We start from the raw sequence: 17,285 nt of genomic DNA on the forward strand, positions 1-17,285 counted from the left end.
GGCCGATCGCCAATCTTCGTGTGGAATGGCCGCTGACGACATGGCGCGAGCGAGGTGGATATAATGTTCCAGGATTTGCTCGGCCATTTCGACGGGATGCATGTCGCCGCAGGCCTGCTCGTCGGGGTGATGGTGGGGCTGACGGGTGTCGGCGGCGGGTCGCTGATGACGCCGCTGCTGGTGCTGGTGTTCGGGGTCAATGCGAAGACGGCGGTCGGGACCGACCTGCTCTTTGCCGCGATCACCAAGACGGTGGGCAGCACCGTGCACGGGTGGCGCGACACCATCGACTGGCGCATTTTCCGACGCCTCGCCGCAGGGTCTATTCCTGCTGCTCTCTTGTCAGTGGCGGCGCTGCAAGGGTTGGGAGAGATCGGCGCGAAGGCCGAGCATGTAATCATCGTCTTTCTGGGTTTCATGCTCATTTTGACGGCCTTTGCGGCGCTTTTTCAGAAGCGGCTCATGCGGCTTGCACGGCGGGGCGGGGGACGTCGCGACCGGCGTGCGCTCCTGCCGACGGTGCTGCTCGGGGCCTTCATCGGCGCCGCAGTCTCCATCTCGTCGGTTGGGGCAGGGGCGATCGGTGTAACCGCGCTGCTGATGCTCTATCCGACGCTGCCGGTGTCGCGGATCGTCGGCACCGACATCGTGCACGCCGTCCCGCTGGCGCTGGTCGCGGGGTCGGGGCACTGGCTTTATGGCGATGTTGATCCCGTGCTTCTCATCAGCCTGCTCATGGGCTCGATCCCCGGCGTGATCGTCGGTAGCTTGCTGTCCAGTCGCGCGCCCGACCATCTCCTGCGCCCGGCGCTTGCCGCCGTACTGCTGTTCTCGGGTCTGAAGCTGCTCACCAGCTGACGATCGATTGTCGAACCCGCTGCGAATAGCGAAGCGCGGGATCATCCACACACTGTTCATCTCATTCTTATGTTTGATATTATCGGAGAGTTGAAGTGGCACAGAGGCAATGAGCTTCGCGATTCCTGCCGGCACGGTCCCCTGTTAAGCCGGCGCCCGTTCTCAGTTGTAGCCGGCTGCTTCTTCGTCGGCGTCAATGTGGAAAAAGATCATGCGCCGCGAAGTCGACGAAGGCGCGCAGTTTAGGAGATGCATGTCTGCTCGTGGGCCACATCACGCTGAGCTTGGTCTGAGTTTCCATATAGCTGTCGAGGACACGCACGAGTAGGCCCCGTTTGAGCTGTCCGGTGACAGACACGTCAGGGACGCAGGAAATGCCAAGGCCGTTCTCCGCCAATCCGATCTGCGCTTCGAGCGCATTTGTCACGACGCTGATCGGCATATCAATCTGGACCGGATGGCCTTTTCTGGTCAACGGCCATTGATCGAGCTTCCCCGTTGAGGCGTAGCGGTAGACGAGGCACGCATGGTCGGCCAGGTCCTCGGGTGTTTGCGGAATACCCATCAGGCGGAAATAGTCGGGCGATCCGACAATCGCCCGGCGAAAATGGCCGAGAGTGCGGGTCATGAGGCGCGAATCACTATGTTCGCCGGTACGTATCACCGCATCGAAGCCTTCGGCGATGACGTCCACGACTCTGTCGGTGGCATCGAGTTCCAGCTCGATGAGCGGATAAAGCCGCTTAAAAGCGGCGAGCTTCGGGATCGACACCATGTTCATCGAAGGCAAGCTGATGCGTAGTCGGCCTTGTGGGACCGACTGGACCTGCGCCAGCTCCAGTTCGGCAGCTTCATATTCGCAAATTATGCGCCGACACCGCTCGAGAAACATCGAACCCTCGGGCGTCAGCGTGATGCTGCGCGTCGAGCGATGGAACAGGCGAGCACCAAGCCGGTCTTCAAGCCGCGCGACGGCTTTGCTGATCGCTGACGCCGACAGGCCAAGCTTTCGACCGGCTTCCGTAAAACCCCCGGCATCAGCCGCCTGCACAAATGCGTGAAGTGCCCCCAGGCTGTCCATGGTGAAATCTAACATTGCCCGACAAATAGTCCAAAGTGTTTTGCACTAACGCCCATTTTTCGCTCGTTACGAGCTGTCTATTTCCAACGTGCAAGCGGGGGCGGTGATGTCGTCGCGAATTTTCCCTAATTTCTGGAAAGCGTTGAGCCCATGACATCCACGACGATCACATCTGTCCGCGGTTCGACCGGCGACAAACTGCCGTTCGGCGGTTTGCTGGCAATTGCCATGGCAGCTTTCATTACGCTTCTGACCGAAATCCTGCCTTCGGGGCTGCTCCCGCAGATGGCGAAGAGCCTTGGAAAATCCGAGGCGTTAATCGGTCAACTCGTCACGATCTACGCTATCGGCTCGCTCGTCGCAGCTATTCCCCTGACGATTGCGACCCAGAATTGGCGGCGACGCACCCTGCTGTTAATCGCCATTGGCGGTTTCGCCGTGGTCAACACGGTGACGTCTATCTCCGATAGCTATGTTGTTACGCTGGTGGCGCGTTTCTTCGCCGGGGTAAGCGCGGGGCTGCTTTGGGCTTTGGCGGCGGGATACGCCGCGCGGATGGTGCCCGAACATCTGCAGGGCCGTGCAATTGCCGTTGCCATGGTCGGCGCACCGCTTGCCCTTTCTCTCGGAATTCCTGCAGGCACACTGCTTGGTACAATGTTCGGCTGGCGCTGGACCTTTGGCTTGATGAGCGGCCTGACAGTCATTCTGGTGTTCTGGGTCATGAAAAAGGTACCCGATTTTCCAGGGCAGACTCACGGGCAGGAATTCTCACTCAAGACGGTGTTCACTTTGCCCGGAATTCGTCCGGTGTTGTTTGTCATTTTCACTTATGTGTTCGCGCACAATATTCTCTACACCTATATCGCGCCTTTTCTCGCGCGGGCGGGCCTTACGGACAGGGTCGACGTCGTTTTGCTGGTGTTCGGCGTGGCATCGCTATTCAGTATCTGGATAGTCGGTGCCTTGATCGATCGCTGGCTGCGTGAACTGGTCCTTGTCAGCGTCCTATTATTTGGTCTGGCAGCGCTGAGCCTCGGTATAGCTGGCAAAGTACCGGCGGTAATCTACACGGCGATTGCCATCTGGGGATTGGCCTTCGGCGGCGCCGCGACACTGTTCCAGACCGCGTCTGCCAAGGCGGCTGGCGCGGCGGCTGACGTTGCGCAATCGATGCTCGTTACCACTTGGAACCTTGCTATCGCTGGCGGCGGCATAGTCGGTGGACTGCTGCTGGAAACTGCGGGAGCCGGTGCCTTCCCGTTTACGTTGCTCGCCCTGCTCGCGGCGACACTCTTTGTTGCTTGGGCTGCGCGCGCGCACGGCTTCCCGGTTGCTGAGCGTGGATGATACGGCGCCAACCGTCTGCATCTGGAAATTATTCACCAAGCTGCCTGACCGCAATCGGCCAATTGCGGTCTTGTCGTTTCACAAGCTCAGCCAAATAGCAGCAATTTAAATGGGATGTGGTCCTTGCATCAAGCCGAAGTCCGGAAGACCAACGCCGATAGGCAATCATTAAGGTGGGCTGGTAATAGCTTGAATACACCTAAATAATTGAAAATACGCCATATTCTGGCGATGATGGTGCGGTCGAGAAGACTCGAACTTCCACGGCCTTTCGGCCACAACGACCTCAACGTTGCGCGTCTACCAGTTCCGCCACGACCGCACATCATGATGGTCCGGATCGGGTCCGGCACCAGGTAGGAGCGGGCGCCTAGCAAAGCTTTTCGGGCGATGCAAGCGAGCTTCGCCGCTTTTCTTTTTTATCGAGGGAAAGACGCAGCCCGCGGCGGGATGGGCTGTCACCAAATCGACTCCAAAGAGTCACTCAACTGTCATGGCTCTGGCGTCAGACCGTCATCGAATCACCCTAGTGGCGTCCTCACCGGGGGCGAGGTGACGATGATCCTCTCTCGTTCGCCGGTGGTATTTCAGCAGCGCCTCGGGGGCGCACACCGGGAACGGAGAATTTCATGGCGGCTTTCGCACGCATTCGTTTGGTCATGCTCAGCGGCGTGGCCTGTTCCATCCTTGCGGCCTGTGGCGCCGACGGCGTCGCATCGCCGGGGGAAGGCGTCATTGTCATCCCGACGCCGACCCCCACGCCGACTCCCACCCCCACTCCGACCCCGACCCCGGGTGTTGTCACCCCGGCGGCGAACTGCCCAGACATTGCTGGCGGCGACAAACTCACCGACCGCGGCACCATCAGCGGCCCGCAGGGAACGTGGCGCAACTGCGAATTCCCGGCACGCTTTAACTCGTCGACGGCAATCGCCAAGGTTCCGGGCGTCATCTATTCGCTTGGCGGCCGCGTCGATGTCGGCACCGATCAGGGTGCAGCGAGCACGAACACCGTTGCCACGCTGACGATCGACCCCGGCGTCACCATCTTCGGCGCGACCGGCGTGTCGTGGCTTGCGGTCAATCGCGGCAACCAGATCAACGCTGTCGGCACCGCGACCCAGCCGATCATCTTCACTGGCCGCGGCAATGTCGTCGGTACGGCCGATGATCAGACCTCGCAGCTGTGGGGCGGCGTCGTCCTGCTCGGCCGCGCGCCGGTCACCGACTGCGCCGCATCGGGCGCCGTTGAAGGCACCGTCGATTGTCAGCGCGAGACCGAAGGCGCCACGGGCGCGATGTACGGCGGCGCGCAGGTCGCCGACAGTTCGGGCCGTATGTCCTATGTCCAGATTCGCTACTCGGGCTTCACCTTGGCGCCGGACAAGGAATTGCAGGGCCTGACCCCGTCGGGCACCGGCACGGGCACCCAGCTCGACCATATCCAGATCCACAACAGCTCAGATGACGGCATCGAAGTGTTCGGCGGCCGCGTGAATATGAAGCATCTGGTGATCACCGGCGCTGAGGACGACAGCCTCGACACCGACGTGGGTTACAAGGGCAACATCCAGTATCTGATCGCCGTGCAGCGCGCCGGCGGCACGGTTGGCGATTCGATCCTTGAGGTCGATTCGAACGGCAATGAAAATGCCGCTCCGCGCCAGTTCGTCCAGCTTTCGAACTTCACCTTCATCCAGCGCAACACGGCGGCGGGCAACACCGCGGCGATGCTGATCCGCGGCGGCGCCGACTATACGATGGCCAATGGTCTTGTCGTATCGCCCGGCATCGGCTGTCTGCGCCTCAACAGCACGACGACGACGCAGACCGCAGGCACCGACGAGCAGGGACCGCCGAAATTCTTCTCGGTCTCGATGCAGTGCGGTCCGACGCCGTTCGTCGGCTCCGGCGGCGTGAGCGCTGCCGAAGTTCAGGCGATCTTCGGCGGTGGCACCAACAACAGCGCAGCCTACACCCCCAGCCTGACGAACCTGTTCGTCAACGGGGCGACTGAGACCGCGCTGACGCCCTATAATGCGAAACTGCTGAACGCCTTCTTCGACACCACCGCCTATGTCGGTGCCGTCCGCGACGCCAGCGACACCTGGTATCAGGGCTGGACCTGCAATTCGGCGACCGCATCGTTCGGCTCGACCAGCGGCAGCTGCAACGCGCTGCCGACGACCTGACCGTTCAGTAACCAATCGGGGGAGCGGGCAGGTCCATGACGGACTGGCCCGCTCCTTTCACACATTATCTTCGGGGACATTCGACCATGACCAAGCGGCCGATCTTCGCCAGCCTGCTTCTCCTCAGTTCCGCCCTTGTCGCGCCAGCGGCGCTCGCTCAGGATGCGGGTGCCGAGCCGGCCGCCGACGCGCCGGCCGAGGCATCGGCACAGCCGGATGAGGAAGACGGCGATGTTTCGATCCCCGGCGGCGCCGACGCCGAAATCGTCGTCACCGGCCGCTTCACCCCCAATATCGTCCGTGCGACTCCGGAAGTTGTCTCGGCGCTGTCGTCGGCCGATATCGCGCGGACGGGCGAGGGCGATATTTCGGGCGCGCTGCAGCGTGTCACCGGCCTCAGTGTCGTGGGCGGCGGCTATGTCTATGTTCGCGGCCTCGGCGACCGCTATTCGCTCGCGCTGCTCAACGGTTCGCCGTTGCCCAGTCCCGAGCCGCTGAAGCGTGTCGTTCCGCTCGACATCTTCCCCTCGAACGTGATCGATTCGACGCTGATCCAGAAAAGCTATTCGGCGAATTTCCCGGGCGAATTCGGCGGCGGCGTGATCAACCTCACGACCAAGGCGATCCCGCGCGAGCCCTTCCTGACCTTTAGCGGCGGGATCGGCTGGGACAGCGAGACGACCAACCAGCTTGGCTATACCTATTATGGCAGCGACACCGACTGGACCGGCTTCGACGATGGCACGCGCGACGTGCCGCCGTTGCTCAAGGCGGCATTCGGCAGCGGCAAGCCGATCCTCGAAGGCGCCGACTTCAGCCAGGACGATCTGAAGGCGATGGCGATGGAGCTTTCCAATTCGCCAACCTCGCTGGTCCAGCAGAATAATCATATCCCGGTCAACTGGTCAGCGGGCGTCACCGGCGGTACCACTATCTCGCTGGGCGACGGCGAACTCGGCATCATTGCGACCGCCGGAATCAGTAACAAGTGGCGCACCCGCGACACGCTGCAACAGACGTCGGTCGAACGCGACCTGTCGGGCGACCCGCAGACCAGCTACAACCGCGTCGTCACCGACAACCGCATCGTGGTCAACGGGCTGCTCGGTTTCGGGCTGGAGATCGGTGAGCACAAGCTGCGCTGGACCAACCTCTATATCCGCGACACGCTGAAACAGGCGCGTCTCGCGCTTGGCACCGACGCGAACCAGCAGGGTCGCGACATCATGAAGCAGGATACGGCCTGGTACGAGCGGCAGCTGATCAACACGCAGTTCGTCGGCGAATTCCACTTCGACCAGCTCAAGCTCGACCTGCGCGGCGGTTATGCCAATTCGCAGCGTGAGGCGCCCTATGAGCGCAGCTTCACCTATGTCCGCACCAATTTGCCGACTGCACAGGATCCGCTCGGCGATAAGTTCGTCAACGATCTGGGTGGCAGCCGCGGCGACGCAAGCATTGCCTTTTCGGACCTGAACGAAGATCTGTGGTCGGGCGGCGTCGATCTGTCCTACGAACTCGCTCCCCGCATCACCGCGACGGTCGGTTATGCCTATAGCGACACGCATCGCACCTCGGCGCGCCGCTCGTTCCAGTTCCGTGCGTCGAACCTGCCGCTCGCGGTGCAGCAACTGCGCCCCGACTATCTGCTTTCGGACGCGACGATCCAGCTTTACGACATCACCCTGCTCGAAACCTCGGCGCAGGATGGGACCGCGGCTTTCGCCGCCGACCTCACGACCCACGCCGGCTATGCGCAGGTGCAGGCCGAACTGACGTCGGGCGTCAACATCAACGCCGGCGTGCGTTATGAGGACGCGAAGCAGACGGTCGCGCCGATCGATCTGTTCAACACCGGATCGTCGGCGATCGTCTCAACCAATTTGAACAATGATTACTGGCTCCCGGCCGTGACCCTGACGTGGGAAGTCGCCCCCGATATGCAGCTGCGCGCCAGCGGGTCGAAAACGATCGCGCGCCCGCAGTTCCGCGAACTGGTGGCGCAAGTCTATCAGGATCCGGAATCGAACCGCCTGTATCGCGGCAACCCCTCGCTGACCGACAGCGAGCTGTGGAACGCCGAAGCGCGCTACGAATGGTATTTCGACAAGGACCAGCGCCTGTCGGTCGCGGGCTTCTACAAGTCGATCGACAATCCGATCGAAGCCTTCACTTCGCTGTCGGATTCGTCGGTCAGCACCGGCTTTGCCAATGCGCCGAAGGCGACGCTCTATGGCGCCGAGTTCGAAGTGCAGAAATATTTCCCGCTCGACACCCTGTCCGACACACCCTTCTGGCAGAGCCGCCGCCTCGTCCTGATCGGCAACTACACATATACCCAGTCGGACATTTCGGTGCGCGCTGGCGATACCACCGTGATCAACGGGGTGACCGAAGCCGCGAGCAATTATTTCTTCGACGGTGCACCGATGACCGGCCAGTCGGACCATCTGGTCAACCTCCAGATCGGACTGGAAGATCAGGACAAGCTGTCGCAGCAGACCCTGCTCCTGACCTACGCCAGCCCGCGCGTCACCAGCCGCGGTCCGTCGCGCCAGCCTGATCTGCTCGAAAAGCCGGGCATTCAGCTCGACTTCGTCGCGCGGCAGGGCCTGAACATGCTCGGCAAGGAGGTCGAGCTGAAGTTCGAGGCACGCAACCTGACCGGCCGCAAATATCAGGAAGTCCAGGAATCGGGCGACAACCGGATCTACTTCAACCGCTACAAGCTGGGCCGCACTTTCTCGCTCAGCGCCTCGCTGAAATTCTAAGCACGAAACCCTCCCTGTCGCGAAGCGATGGGGAGGGGGACCGTCGGCGTAGCCGATGGGCGAGGGGCCGGGATAAAGCCCCTCCATCAGTCCCCGCGGGACTGCCACCTTCCATGCCGACGGCACAGGCAGGATCGGGTCTGGCCCATGCCTCGAGACTCGCCCGGTTGTAAAAAAACTGTCATCTTTGCGTCAACTGCCTGTCATCAAATCCACCTAGGCGATTCGGGACGGCATTTTTCACACGGGGGACAGGGGCAATTTCATGGCGACGCTGATGTCTGGATCGGCTGTGCGGCTGTCACGCGGCGTACCCGCGTGGCTGCGCAGCGGTGCGGGTAAGCCGCGCGAGATCTGGCCGAAGCTGCTCGCGGGATTTCTTGGCGCGTTGCTCGTCTGGCAACTTGTGCGTCTGCTCTGGGTGCTGATCGTTCCGCTGTCGCCGCTCGGTGCATGGCAGCCGCAGGCGGCGGTTATTGCCTCACCCGCCGAACGCCGCGCGCTGTTCGCCAGCCTCGATCCCTTTTTCCGCACTGCGGCGCAGGGCCCCGCCAGTGCGACCGTGACCGCGCTCGGGCTGACGCTGTTCGGCATCAATCTCAACGAAGCGACCGGCGGCGGCTCGGCGATCATCGCGGGCGAGGATGGGGTGCAGAACAGCTATGCCGTCGGTGATGAGATCGCGCCCGGCGTGAAGCTGGTCGGTGTCGCCTTCGATCATGTGACGCTCGACCGCAGCGGCGCGCGCGAGAGCCTGTTCCTCGACCAGAGCGGCGAGGCGCCCGTCGCCGGCTCCGCGACCCCCTTGCCTGCACCGACGCCCGAAATCGGCAGCGCGGCGGCCGGCGGGGTCAGCACCAATGGCGAAATGTTGCCCGCCGCGCTCAAGGCCGGTGTGGGCTTCGCTCCGCGGACCGAAGAAGGGCGCGTCACGGGTCTGGTCGTCCAGCCGCAGGGCGATGGCGCCGCCTTCCGTGCCGCGGGCCTGCGTCCCGGCGATGTCATCCGCTCGGTCAACGGCCGCCCGATCGGCTCGGCGGCCGACGCCGCCGGGCTTGCCAATCAACTCACCCCGGGCGCCCGCCTGTCGCTCGAAGTCGAGCGCGGCGCCAGCGTCGTCCCCATTGCCCTTTTTCTCGCAAAGCCCTGATATCCATGCGTTTCAAACTGTCCCTGATGCTTGCCGCCGCGCTTGTTTCCGCAACCCCCGCGTCGGCCCAATATACGCTCAACGTCCGTGACGCCGATATTCGCGCCTTCATTCAGGACGCGGCGCGGATCACGGGGCGGACTTTCGTCATCGACGGCCGCGTCAACGGCAAGGTGTCGGTCGTCACCGACCGCCCGCTGTCGCGCAGCGAATATTTCGAGATTTTCCTGTCGACCCTGCGCTCGAACGGGCTCGTCGCGGTTCCCGGCCCGAACGGCGCCTATCGCGTCCAGCCGATCGACGGTGCGGCGGCGCAGCCCGGCCGGATCGGCAGCGGCGGGGCGGCGCAGAACCAGTTCGTCACCGAAATCATTCGCCTGCGTCACATCGACGCCGTCGCGGCGGTCGAGACCTTGCGCCCGCTGGTCAGCCCGCAGGGCTCGCTGACCGCGAACCGCAACGCGAACAGTCTTGTGGTCGCCGATTTCGCGGACAATATCCGCCGCATTCGCTCGCTCGCGTCGAGCATCGACCGCGACAGTTCGACCAGCCAGATCGTCACGCTGAAAAACGCCGGAGCGCGTGAAATCGCCGCCGCGCTTCAGGCGCTGGTCCCGGCGGCGGGCGAAGGCGCGAAGTCGCCGGTCGCGATCGTCCCGATCGACAGCAGCAATGCCATTGCCCTGCGCGGCGATCAGGCGCTGGTCGCGCGCTTCGTATCGATGGCGAATGATCTTGACGCAAAGGCAGCGGGTGGCACCGAACTTCGCGTTTACTGGCTCGAACACGCCAATGCCGAAACATTGCTGCCGACGCTGCAACAGCTCATCGGTGGCGGCAGCGATCCCGCGCAAAAGGCGGGGCTGTCGCCGGCCACCTCTTCATCGTCGTCGGGCAGCAGCAGCACGCCGGCGCCAGCACCTGCGGCAACCACGGCGGTTTCGACCGGCGGCGGCGGAAGCGGCAGCATATCGACCCGCGGCCCCGCGATCGTCACGCGCTACGAAGGCGCGAACGCGATCATCGTCGCCGCGAACAGCGAAGTTCAGCGCATGCTGGGCGAACTGATCCGTCAACTCGACAGCCGCCGCCAACAGGTGCTGGTCGAGGCGATCGTCGTCGAAATCGGCGACGATGCGGCCAAGCGTCTCGGCGTCCAGTTCCTCCTCGGCGGCAAGAATATTCCGTTCGTCGCGACGAGCTACAGCAATGCGCAGCCGAACATATTGACGCTGGGCGGCGCCTATGCCGCGAACCAGTTGTCGCAGCAGACCACGACGGTCAACGGGACCACCACGGTCACTCAGACCAACAGTTCGCTCGGCAACAGCCTGCAGGAAGCCGCTGCGGCATCACTCTTGACTGCGACCGGCGGCTTTGCCGGTTTCGCGGGAGATATCGGTAAGAACACGATTTTCGGCGCGATCATCAATGCGGTGAAATCCGATACCACCTCGAACCTGCTCGCGACCCCGCACATCGTCACGCTGGACAATCAGGCGGCGAAATTCCTCGTCGGACAGGATGTTCCGATCACGACCGGCGAGAAACTGGGCGACAATTTCGAAAATGCCTTCCGCACCGTTCAGCGCGAAGAGGTCGGGATCAAGCTGGAAGTGACGCCGCAGGTCAATGGCGCGGGCGAAGTGAAGATGTTCCTCCGTCAGGAAGTGTCGAGCGTCGCCGGACCAGTGTCGTCGCGCAACAGCGACCTCATCCTCAACAAACGCGCGTTTGAGACGGTGCTGACCGTCGACGATGGCGAAATCCTCGCGATCGGCGGGCTGCTCAACGATGACGAGCGCAAGACGATCGAGCGCATCCCGCTCCTCAGTGACATTCCGCTGCTTGGCGAATTGTTCAAATCGCGCAGCCGCACGCGGTCGAAAACCAACCTCATGGTCTTCATCCGCCCGACTATCCTGCGCAACCGCGAGGATAATGCCGCGCTCACCGCACGCCGCTACGGCTATATCCGCGACTTCCAGTTGCGACGGAATCCCGATGAGGAGCCCGCGATCGATACGCTGGTGCGCGACTATCTGGGCGCGGTGCCGCCCGCGCTGACTGCGGCGACCGCCGCCGATATCACCGTCGGCCCGGTCGATTTGCCCGCGCTGCGTGGTCCCGAGGGCAGCGTCTCGACGACCGACGTCCCCCCCTCGATTTCAAAGGCGCCTGCGCCTCCCGCCGGAGATTATCCGTGACCGATGGCGAACCGACCGCCGCGCCGCTTCCGACGCCGGTCGACATCCCTTATGGCTTTGCGCGGGCGCATGGCGTCGTGATCGCGCAGGGCGAAGGCGGTGCGTGGCTCGCGACGCTGCGCGAGGACGCCGATCCCGCGGTGCTGATCGAGGTGAAGCGCTATCTTTCGCAGCCGCTGCGCGTCGCGACCGCGAGCGTCGCCGATTTCGACCGGCTGCTCTCCGACCATTATGCCGTCGATAGTTCGGCCGCCGCGATGGCGGGGTCGCTCGATGGCAGCGACATCGACTTCAGCCTGCCGAGCGCCGAGGATTTGCTCGACAGCGCCGATGATGCGCCCGCGATCCGGCTGATCAATGCCATCATCGCCGAAGCGGTGCGCCAGGGCGTCAGCGATATTCATATCGAGCCCTATGAAAGCGGGCTTGTCGTTCGGATGCGTACCGACGGCGTGCTGCGCGAGCATTTGCGCATGCCGCCGCATGTCGCTCCCGTCGTCGTCAGCCGTATCAAGGTGATGGCGCGCCTCGACATCGCCGAACGCCGCGTGCCGCAGGACGGCCGCATCGGGCTGACCCTTGCGGGCAAGGCGGTCGATGTTCGCGTCTCGACGCTCCCCAGCCGTGCCGGCGAGCGCGTCGTGATGCGTATCCTCGACAAGGATGCCGCGGGGATCGACTTCGACGTCCTCGGCCTGTCGGGGGCCGCCGACCAGATTTTGCGCGAAGCACTCGCCGAACCCAATGGCATCATCCTCGTCACCGGGCCGACCGGATCGGGCAAGACGACGTCGCTCTATGCCGCGCTCAAGCAGCTCAACGACGGCCAGCGCAATATCCTGACCGTCGAGGACCCGGTTGAATATGCGGTCGACGGCGTCGGCCAGACGCAGGTGAACAGCAAGGTCGGGCTCGACTTCGCTGCGGGTCTGCGCGCCATCCTGCGACAGGATCCCGACGTCGTGATGGTCGGCGAAATCCGCGACCGCGAAACCGCCGACATCGCGGTGCAGGCCTCGCTGACCGGCCATCTGGTCCTCTCGACCGTTCACACCAATGATGCCGTCGGTGCGATCACGCGCCTGAAGGATTTGAAGGTCGAACCTTTCCTGCTCGCCTCGACCCTTCGTGCTGTCATCGCGCAGCGACTGGTCCGCAAACTTTGCGATCATTGCCGCGAGCCCGTTCAGGCCGACAATAGCGTCGCCGCGATCCTCGGCCTCGACATCGGTACGGTGATCTGGCGGCCCAAGGGCTGCGAGCATTGCAATGGCACGGGTTATAAGGGACGCATCGGGGTGTTCGAGGCGATCAAGGTCGACGATACCGTGCGCCGCTACATCTATAATGGCGGCGACGAGGCGATGATTGCGCGCCACGCTTTCCTGAAATCGCCGACGCTCGCCTCGGCGGCGCGGACGATGGTTGCGAAGGGGCTGACGACGGCCGAAGAGGCGATCCGTGTCGCGCGGCGCGAGGAAATCGATGCCTGATTATCGCTATGTGGCGATTGATCCGCAGGGCCGCGAGCGCACGGGGCGGTTGACCGCCGCCAACGACGATGCCGCGCGCGCCGACCTGATGCGGCGGAAATTTCATATCGTCGCGGTCGAAGCCGCCGGGGCAAAGCCGTCTGGCGGCCGTTCCTTGCTCGCGTTTCGCCGTAACAGACTGTCGGGCAAGGATCTTGCGCTCTTCACCCGCCAGCTCGCGACGCTTGCCGAAGTCGCACCGCTCGAAGAGGCGTTGCGCACGCTGACCCGGCAGAGCGAGGCGGAAAGCGCGCGTGCCGTCATTGGCGACGTTCACGCCGGACTGCTCGAAGGCCGCCGCCTCGCCGATGCGATGGCGCGCCAGCCGGGCAGCTTCCCGCCGCTCTACCGCGCGATGGTCGCGGCGGGCGAAACCACGGGCAGCCTGACGACCATCCTCGCGCGGCTCGCCGACCTGCTCGAACGCCAGGCCGAAGTGCGCGGGAAGCTGATCGCCGCGCTGGCTTATCCGATCGTGCTCGCGGTGGTCGCGGTCGGCGTCGTCGCGGCGCTGATGATCTTCGTCGTCCCGCGCGTGGTCGAGCAATTCACCGATGTCGGTCAGCAACTGCCCTTCCTGACCCGCGCGGTGATCGCTATCTCGGGCTTTGCCGCCAACTGGTGGTGGCTGATTGCACTGCTGATCGCTGCGGCAAGCTTCGGCTGGATCAGCGCGATGCGGCGCCCGGCGTTCAAGGCGCGCGTCGATGCGCGCCTGCTGCGCCTGCCCCTCTTTGGCCGCCTGCTCCGGGATCTCTATGCCGCGCGTTTTGCCCGCACGCTGTCGACGATGGTGTCCAGCCGCCTGCCGCTTGTCGAGGGTCTGCGGCTGACCCTGCCGACGATCCGCAACGCCGCGCTTACCGGCGCGACTGCGGCGATCGTCGATCAGGTGCGTGCGGGCGGCAGCCTGTCGGCGGCGCTCCGCGATGCCGGGGTTTTTCCGCCCCTGCTCGTCTACATGACCGCCAGCGGCGAAAGCGCCGGCCGGCTCGAACAGATGCTGGAGCGCGCGGCCGATTATCTAGAGCGCGAATTTGATCGTTTCACGGCGGCGTCGATGGCGTTACTCGAGCCTGTCATAATTGTCGTTATGGGGTCGTGCGTTGCCCTTATCATCCTCGCCATTCTGCTTCCGATCCTTCAGTTGCAGAACCTAGCAGGTCTATGAAAATGTCCCTGATGCAGCTTTTCTTCCGTCTCATGCTCGATCCGTCCTTTGCAGATCGGGGCCGTTCGCCCGTAAAACGGCAACGCAAGAAGGACGAACGCGGCTTCACCCTGACCGAGTTGATGGTTGTGATCTTCATCATCGGGCTGCTCGCGACGGTGGTGATGATCAACGTTCTGCCGAGCCAGGACAGGGCGATGGTGACCAAGGCCAAGGCGGATATCGCGACGCTGGAGACCGCGCTCGAACAATATCGCCTCGATAATCTGACCTATCCGGCCTCGTCCGACGGGCTGAACGCACTCAGTGTCGCGCCGCCTTCGCTCGCGCAGCCCGAACGCTATCGCCGCGGCGGCTATATCAAGAAACTGCCCGCCGATCCGTGGGGCCGTCCCTATAATTACCAGGCCCCCGGCCCGGACGGGAAGGCGTTCGACGTCTGGTCGCTGGGCGCCGACGGGGCACCGGGCGGGACCGACGACAATGCCGATATTCGCGGAGACAGCTGAGGACGCAGCACCCGGCCGTCGCAAGGCAAAGACTGGCGGCTTTACGCTGGTCGAGTTGATGGTCGTGCTCGCGATCCTCGGGCTCGCTGCGACCGCAGTTGTGCTGACGATCCCCGGCGAAGAGCGCAACGTCCGCAGCGAAGCCGATCGCCTCGCCGCGCGCCTCGCTGGCGCGCGCGATGTCGCGGTGATCGAGGGGCGCAGCGTTTCGGTCAACTTCGCGCCCTCGGGCTATGGCTTCGAACGACGTATCGGCGGCGAATGGCAACCTTTGCCCGGCCGGGCCTTTGCCCAGCGCAACTGGCCAGCCGACATCCGCTTCGTTGCGGGCGACGGTCAGGGCGCGGCGCGAATCCTCTTCGACCGTGTAGGAACCAGCCCGACGCCGCAGGTCGTTGTCCTGTCGGGCGGCGACGCGCGGGAGGTCGTGCGCGTGTCGGCGACGGGGGAGGTCAGCCGTGGGCAGTGATCGCGCCAAAACTTGCGAGAGCGGCTTTACCCTGCTCGAAATGCTGGTGGCGCTCAGCATCATCAGCATCGCCGCGCTGACCCTCGTGCGGCTCGACGCCTATGCGGTGCGAACCGCGGGCGATCTCGACGAAAGCACGATGGCGGGCGTCGTCGCGCAGAACCGCGCGGTCGAACTGTGGACCGACCCGGCGCCGCCGACGATCGGCAACAGCGCATCGTCGGTCGCCAACGCCGGCCGCAACTGGCGGATCGAACAGCGGGTCAAGCGGACCGCCGACGACAGCCTGCTGCAAATCGATCTGATAGTCCGGCCTGAGTCCGGGCGCGGGCAGTCGGTGCTGACGATCATCCGGCCGTCGCGATGAACGTGGAACGGCCTTCCGTGGGCGACCGCGGCTTCACTCTCGTCGAAATGCTCATTTCGCTGTCGCTCTTTGCTGCGATCGCCGCGATGGGTGTCGGGCTGCTGCGGAGCAGCGTCGATACGCAAGACGCGGTGCAGGAGCGGCTGAAGGCGATGGGCGGCGTCAACCGCCTCCGGGCGTTGATAGCGAACGATCTGGCCCAGGCGCTTCCGCGCCCCACGCGCGGCCCGTCGGGCGAAACCATTCCGGCGTTTATCGGGTCGGAGAGCGGCTTCGCTTTCGTTCATGGCGGTGCAGGGGCGTTCGATGGTGGCCCGCGTCCGGCGGTCGAGCGTGTCGGCTATGCGGTGGTGGGCAACGAATGGCGCCGCGCCGTCCAGCCGATGCTCGACGGCACTGCAATGGGGGAGGGCGATCGGCTGGCCGGCGACGTGCGCGCGGTTTCCGTTCGCTACCGCGACGAAAACGGCGCGTGGGGCAGCGTCTGGACGTCGGAACCCGGCGACCGCCTGCCGCGCGCGGTCGAAGTGCGGTTGACCCGTGAAGGCCGCGCCCCGCTCGTCATGCTTTTCCTGACCGCGCCGGCCCCGCCGCCGCCGCTTGTTGCTCCGGTGCCGGCACCATGACCCAAGGTTCGAAAGAGGAACGCGGCGCGGCGCTGCTGAGTGTCTTGCTGCTCGTCGCGGTGATGGCGGTTATCGCTGCGACCGCGCTCGACCGGCTGACGCTGGCAACTCGCATCGCCGGCAGTGCGGCCACGGTTGATCAGGGGCGCGCATACAGCTTTGCCGCCGAAGAAATTGCGCTGCGCCGCGTGGCTGATCTGGTCGGGCGCGATCCTGCCAAGCTGACGCTCGCCGGCGACTGGCTCGGGCGCGATTTTGTCCTGCCGCTACCGGGGGGCGAGGGGAAGGCGCGGCTGGCCGACGCCAATAATTGCTTCAACCTCAACAGCCTGGTTGCCGAAACCGCACCCGGGTTGCTCAGCCAGCGTTCGGTTATGATGCGGCAATTTGGCGAGTTGATGACCTTGCTTGGCATCGACCCGGGCGAGGCACAGGCGATCGCCGGGGCGGCGGCGGACTGGATCGACAGTGACAGCAACGAAGGCCCCCTGGGCGCCGAGGACGGCGTCTATCGATCGATGTCGAATTCCTATCTGCCCGCGAACCGCAAGATGGCCGACATCAGCGAGCTGCGCGCGGTGCGCGGGGTGTCGCCCAAAATTTATGCGCGGCTGAAACCCTGGATTTGTGTGCTTCCGGTCGCCGAACCGGTGCGGCTCAACGTCAACACACTCGCACCCGAACAGGCGCCGCTGGTTGCGATGCTGATGCCGGGCGAAATCTCCATCGCCGATGCACGGGCAGCGCTGGCGGCACGGCCTGCGGGCGGCTATGGCAGCAGCGAGCGATTCTGGAAGGCCCGCTCGCTCGAACGGTTTGCTCCGGGCGATGTCGGCGAACAGGCCGGGGTGACGAGCCGCTGGCTGACGCTGACGACGAATGTGACGATGGGGGACGGGTTTTTGACGGCAGTTTCACTCATCGATGCCAATGGCGGTGCACCCGCTGCCGGGCAGGCGCCGCCGGTCATCGTTCGCCGCGATTGGGGCGAGGCCGACTGAT

At 64.1% G+C, this 17,285-nt stretch carries 14 protein-coding genes and 1 tRNA gene; 13 read left to right on the forward strand and 2 right to left on the reverse strand.

From position 1 onward, the window contains the following. The first annotated feature begins 63 nt into the window (after window positions 1–63). Window positions 64–858, forward strand: a complete 795-nt coding sequence (locus tag ACSYDV_RS21165; protein ID WP_438326204.1) for a sulfite exporter TauE/SafE family protein — start codon at window positions 64–66, stop codon at window positions 856–858. A gap of 193 nt (window positions 859–1,051) precedes the next feature. Here the strand turns inward: ACSYDV_RS21165 and ACSYDV_RS21170 are convergent, their stop codons facing one another. Beyond that, window positions 1,052–1,939, reverse strand: a complete 888-nt coding sequence (locus tag ACSYDV_RS21170; RefSeq protein WP_438326059.1) for a LysR family transcriptional regulator — start codon at window positions 1,937–1,939, stop codon at window positions 1,052–1,054. Window positions 1,940–2,089: 150 nt separating this feature from the next. Between ACSYDV_RS21170 and ACSYDV_RS21175 the strand changes: the two genes are divergently transcribed. Then, window positions 2,090–3,289, forward strand: coding sequence for an MFS transporter (locus ACSYDV_RS21175; protein ID WP_438326060.1), 1,200 nt, complete (start codon window positions 2,090–2,092; stop codon window positions 3,287–3,289). A gap of 235 nt (window positions 3,290–3,524) precedes the next feature. On the opposite strand, the gene ACSYDV_RS21180 is transcribed toward ACSYDV_RS21175, so the two are convergent. Beyond that, window positions 3,525–3,611 (reverse strand) — tRNA-Leu (locus tag ACSYDV_RS21180). A gap of 307 nt (window positions 3,612–3,918) precedes the next feature. Between ACSYDV_RS21180 and ACSYDV_RS21185 the strand changes: the two genes are divergently transcribed. The 11 genes from ACSYDV_RS21185 (at window position 3,919) to gspK (ending at window position 17,284) form a co-directional block, all read left to right on the forward strand. After that, window positions 3,919–5,481, forward strand: a complete 1,563-nt coding sequence (locus ACSYDV_RS21185; protein WP_438326061.1) for a beta-helix domain-containing protein — start codon at window positions 3,919–3,921, stop codon at window positions 5,479–5,481. An 86-nt stretch (window positions 5,482–5,567) separates the two neighbouring features. Continuing rightward, window positions 5,568–8,252 carry a TonB-dependent receptor domain-containing protein gene (locus ACSYDV_RS21190; protein ID WP_438326062.1) on the forward strand — a complete coding sequence of 895 codons (2,685 nt, stop codon included), beginning with the start codon at window positions 5,568–5,570 and terminating at the stop codon, window positions 8,250–8,252. 265 nt (window positions 8,253–8,517) lie between these two features. After that, window positions 8,518–9,402, forward strand: coding sequence for a type II secretion system protein N (locus ACSYDV_RS21195; protein ID WP_438326063.1), 885 nt, complete (start codon window positions 8,518–8,520; stop codon window positions 9,400–9,402). A 5-nt stretch (window positions 9,403–9,407) separates the two neighbouring features. Continuing rightward, on the forward strand, window positions 9,408–11,609 hold the full coding sequence (gspD, locus tag ACSYDV_RS21200; protein WP_438326064.1) for a type II secretion system secretin GspD: 2,202 nt from the start codon (window positions 9,408–9,410) through the stop codon (window positions 11,607–11,609). Beyond that, entirely contained in the window at window positions 11,606–13,102 is a 1,497-nt protein-coding gene (gene gspE / locus ACSYDV_RS21205) for a type II secretion system ATPase GspE (RefSeq protein ID WP_438326065.1), read from the forward strand. The genes gspD and gspE overlap by 4 nt, the downstream gene beginning before the upstream one ends. After that, a complete protein-coding gene (gene gspF, locus ACSYDV_RS21210; protein ID WP_438326066.1) occupies window positions 13,095–14,312 on the forward strand; it encodes a type II secretion system inner membrane protein GspF in 1,218 nt (405 codons plus the stop codon). Before gspE ends, gspF begins: the two co-directional genes overlap by 8 nt. Window positions 14,313–14,314: 2 nt before the next feature. Beyond that, complete coding sequence (gspG, locus tag ACSYDV_RS21215) at window positions 14,315–14,821, forward strand: type II secretion system major pseudopilin GspG (protein WP_438326205.1); 507 nt, start codon at window positions 14,315–14,317, stop codon at window positions 14,819–14,821. Then, the gene (locus tag ACSYDV_RS21220; RefSeq protein ID WP_438326067.1) at window positions 14,796–15,290 is read left to right on the forward strand and encodes a GspH/FimT family pseudopilin; all 495 of its coding nucleotides are present in this window, start codon (window positions 14,796–14,798) and stop codon (window positions 15,288–15,290) included. The genes gspG and ACSYDV_RS21220 overlap by 26 nt, the downstream gene beginning before the upstream one ends. Continuing rightward, the gene (gspI, locus tag ACSYDV_RS21225; protein WP_438326068.1) at window positions 15,280–15,657 is read left to right on the forward strand and encodes a type II secretion system minor pseudopilin GspI; all 378 of its coding nucleotides are present in this window, start codon (window positions 15,280–15,282) and stop codon (window positions 15,655–15,657) included. The genes ACSYDV_RS21220 and gspI overlap by 11 nt, the downstream gene beginning before the upstream one ends. Before the next feature lie 17 nt (window positions 15,658–15,674). Then, window positions 15,675–16,283 (forward strand): type II secretion system minor pseudopilin GspJ, encoded by a 609-nt coding sequence (gene gspJ, locus ACSYDV_RS21230; protein WP_438326069.1) that lies wholly within the window; start codon window positions 15,675–15,677, stop codon window positions 16,281–16,283. After that, window positions 16,280–17,284, forward strand: coding sequence for a type II secretion system minor pseudopilin GspK (gspK, locus tag ACSYDV_RS21235; RefSeq protein WP_438326070.1), 1,005 nt, complete (start codon window positions 16,280–16,282; stop codon window positions 17,282–17,284). Before gspJ ends, gspK begins: the two co-directional genes overlap by 4 nt. Window position 17,285 lies beyond the last annotated feature (1 nt).

The organism is Sphingopyxis selenitireducens (assembly GCF_051550705.1).
Lineage (GTDB): Bacteria > Pseudomonadota > Alphaproteobacteria > Sphingomonadales > Sphingomonadaceae > Sphingopyxis.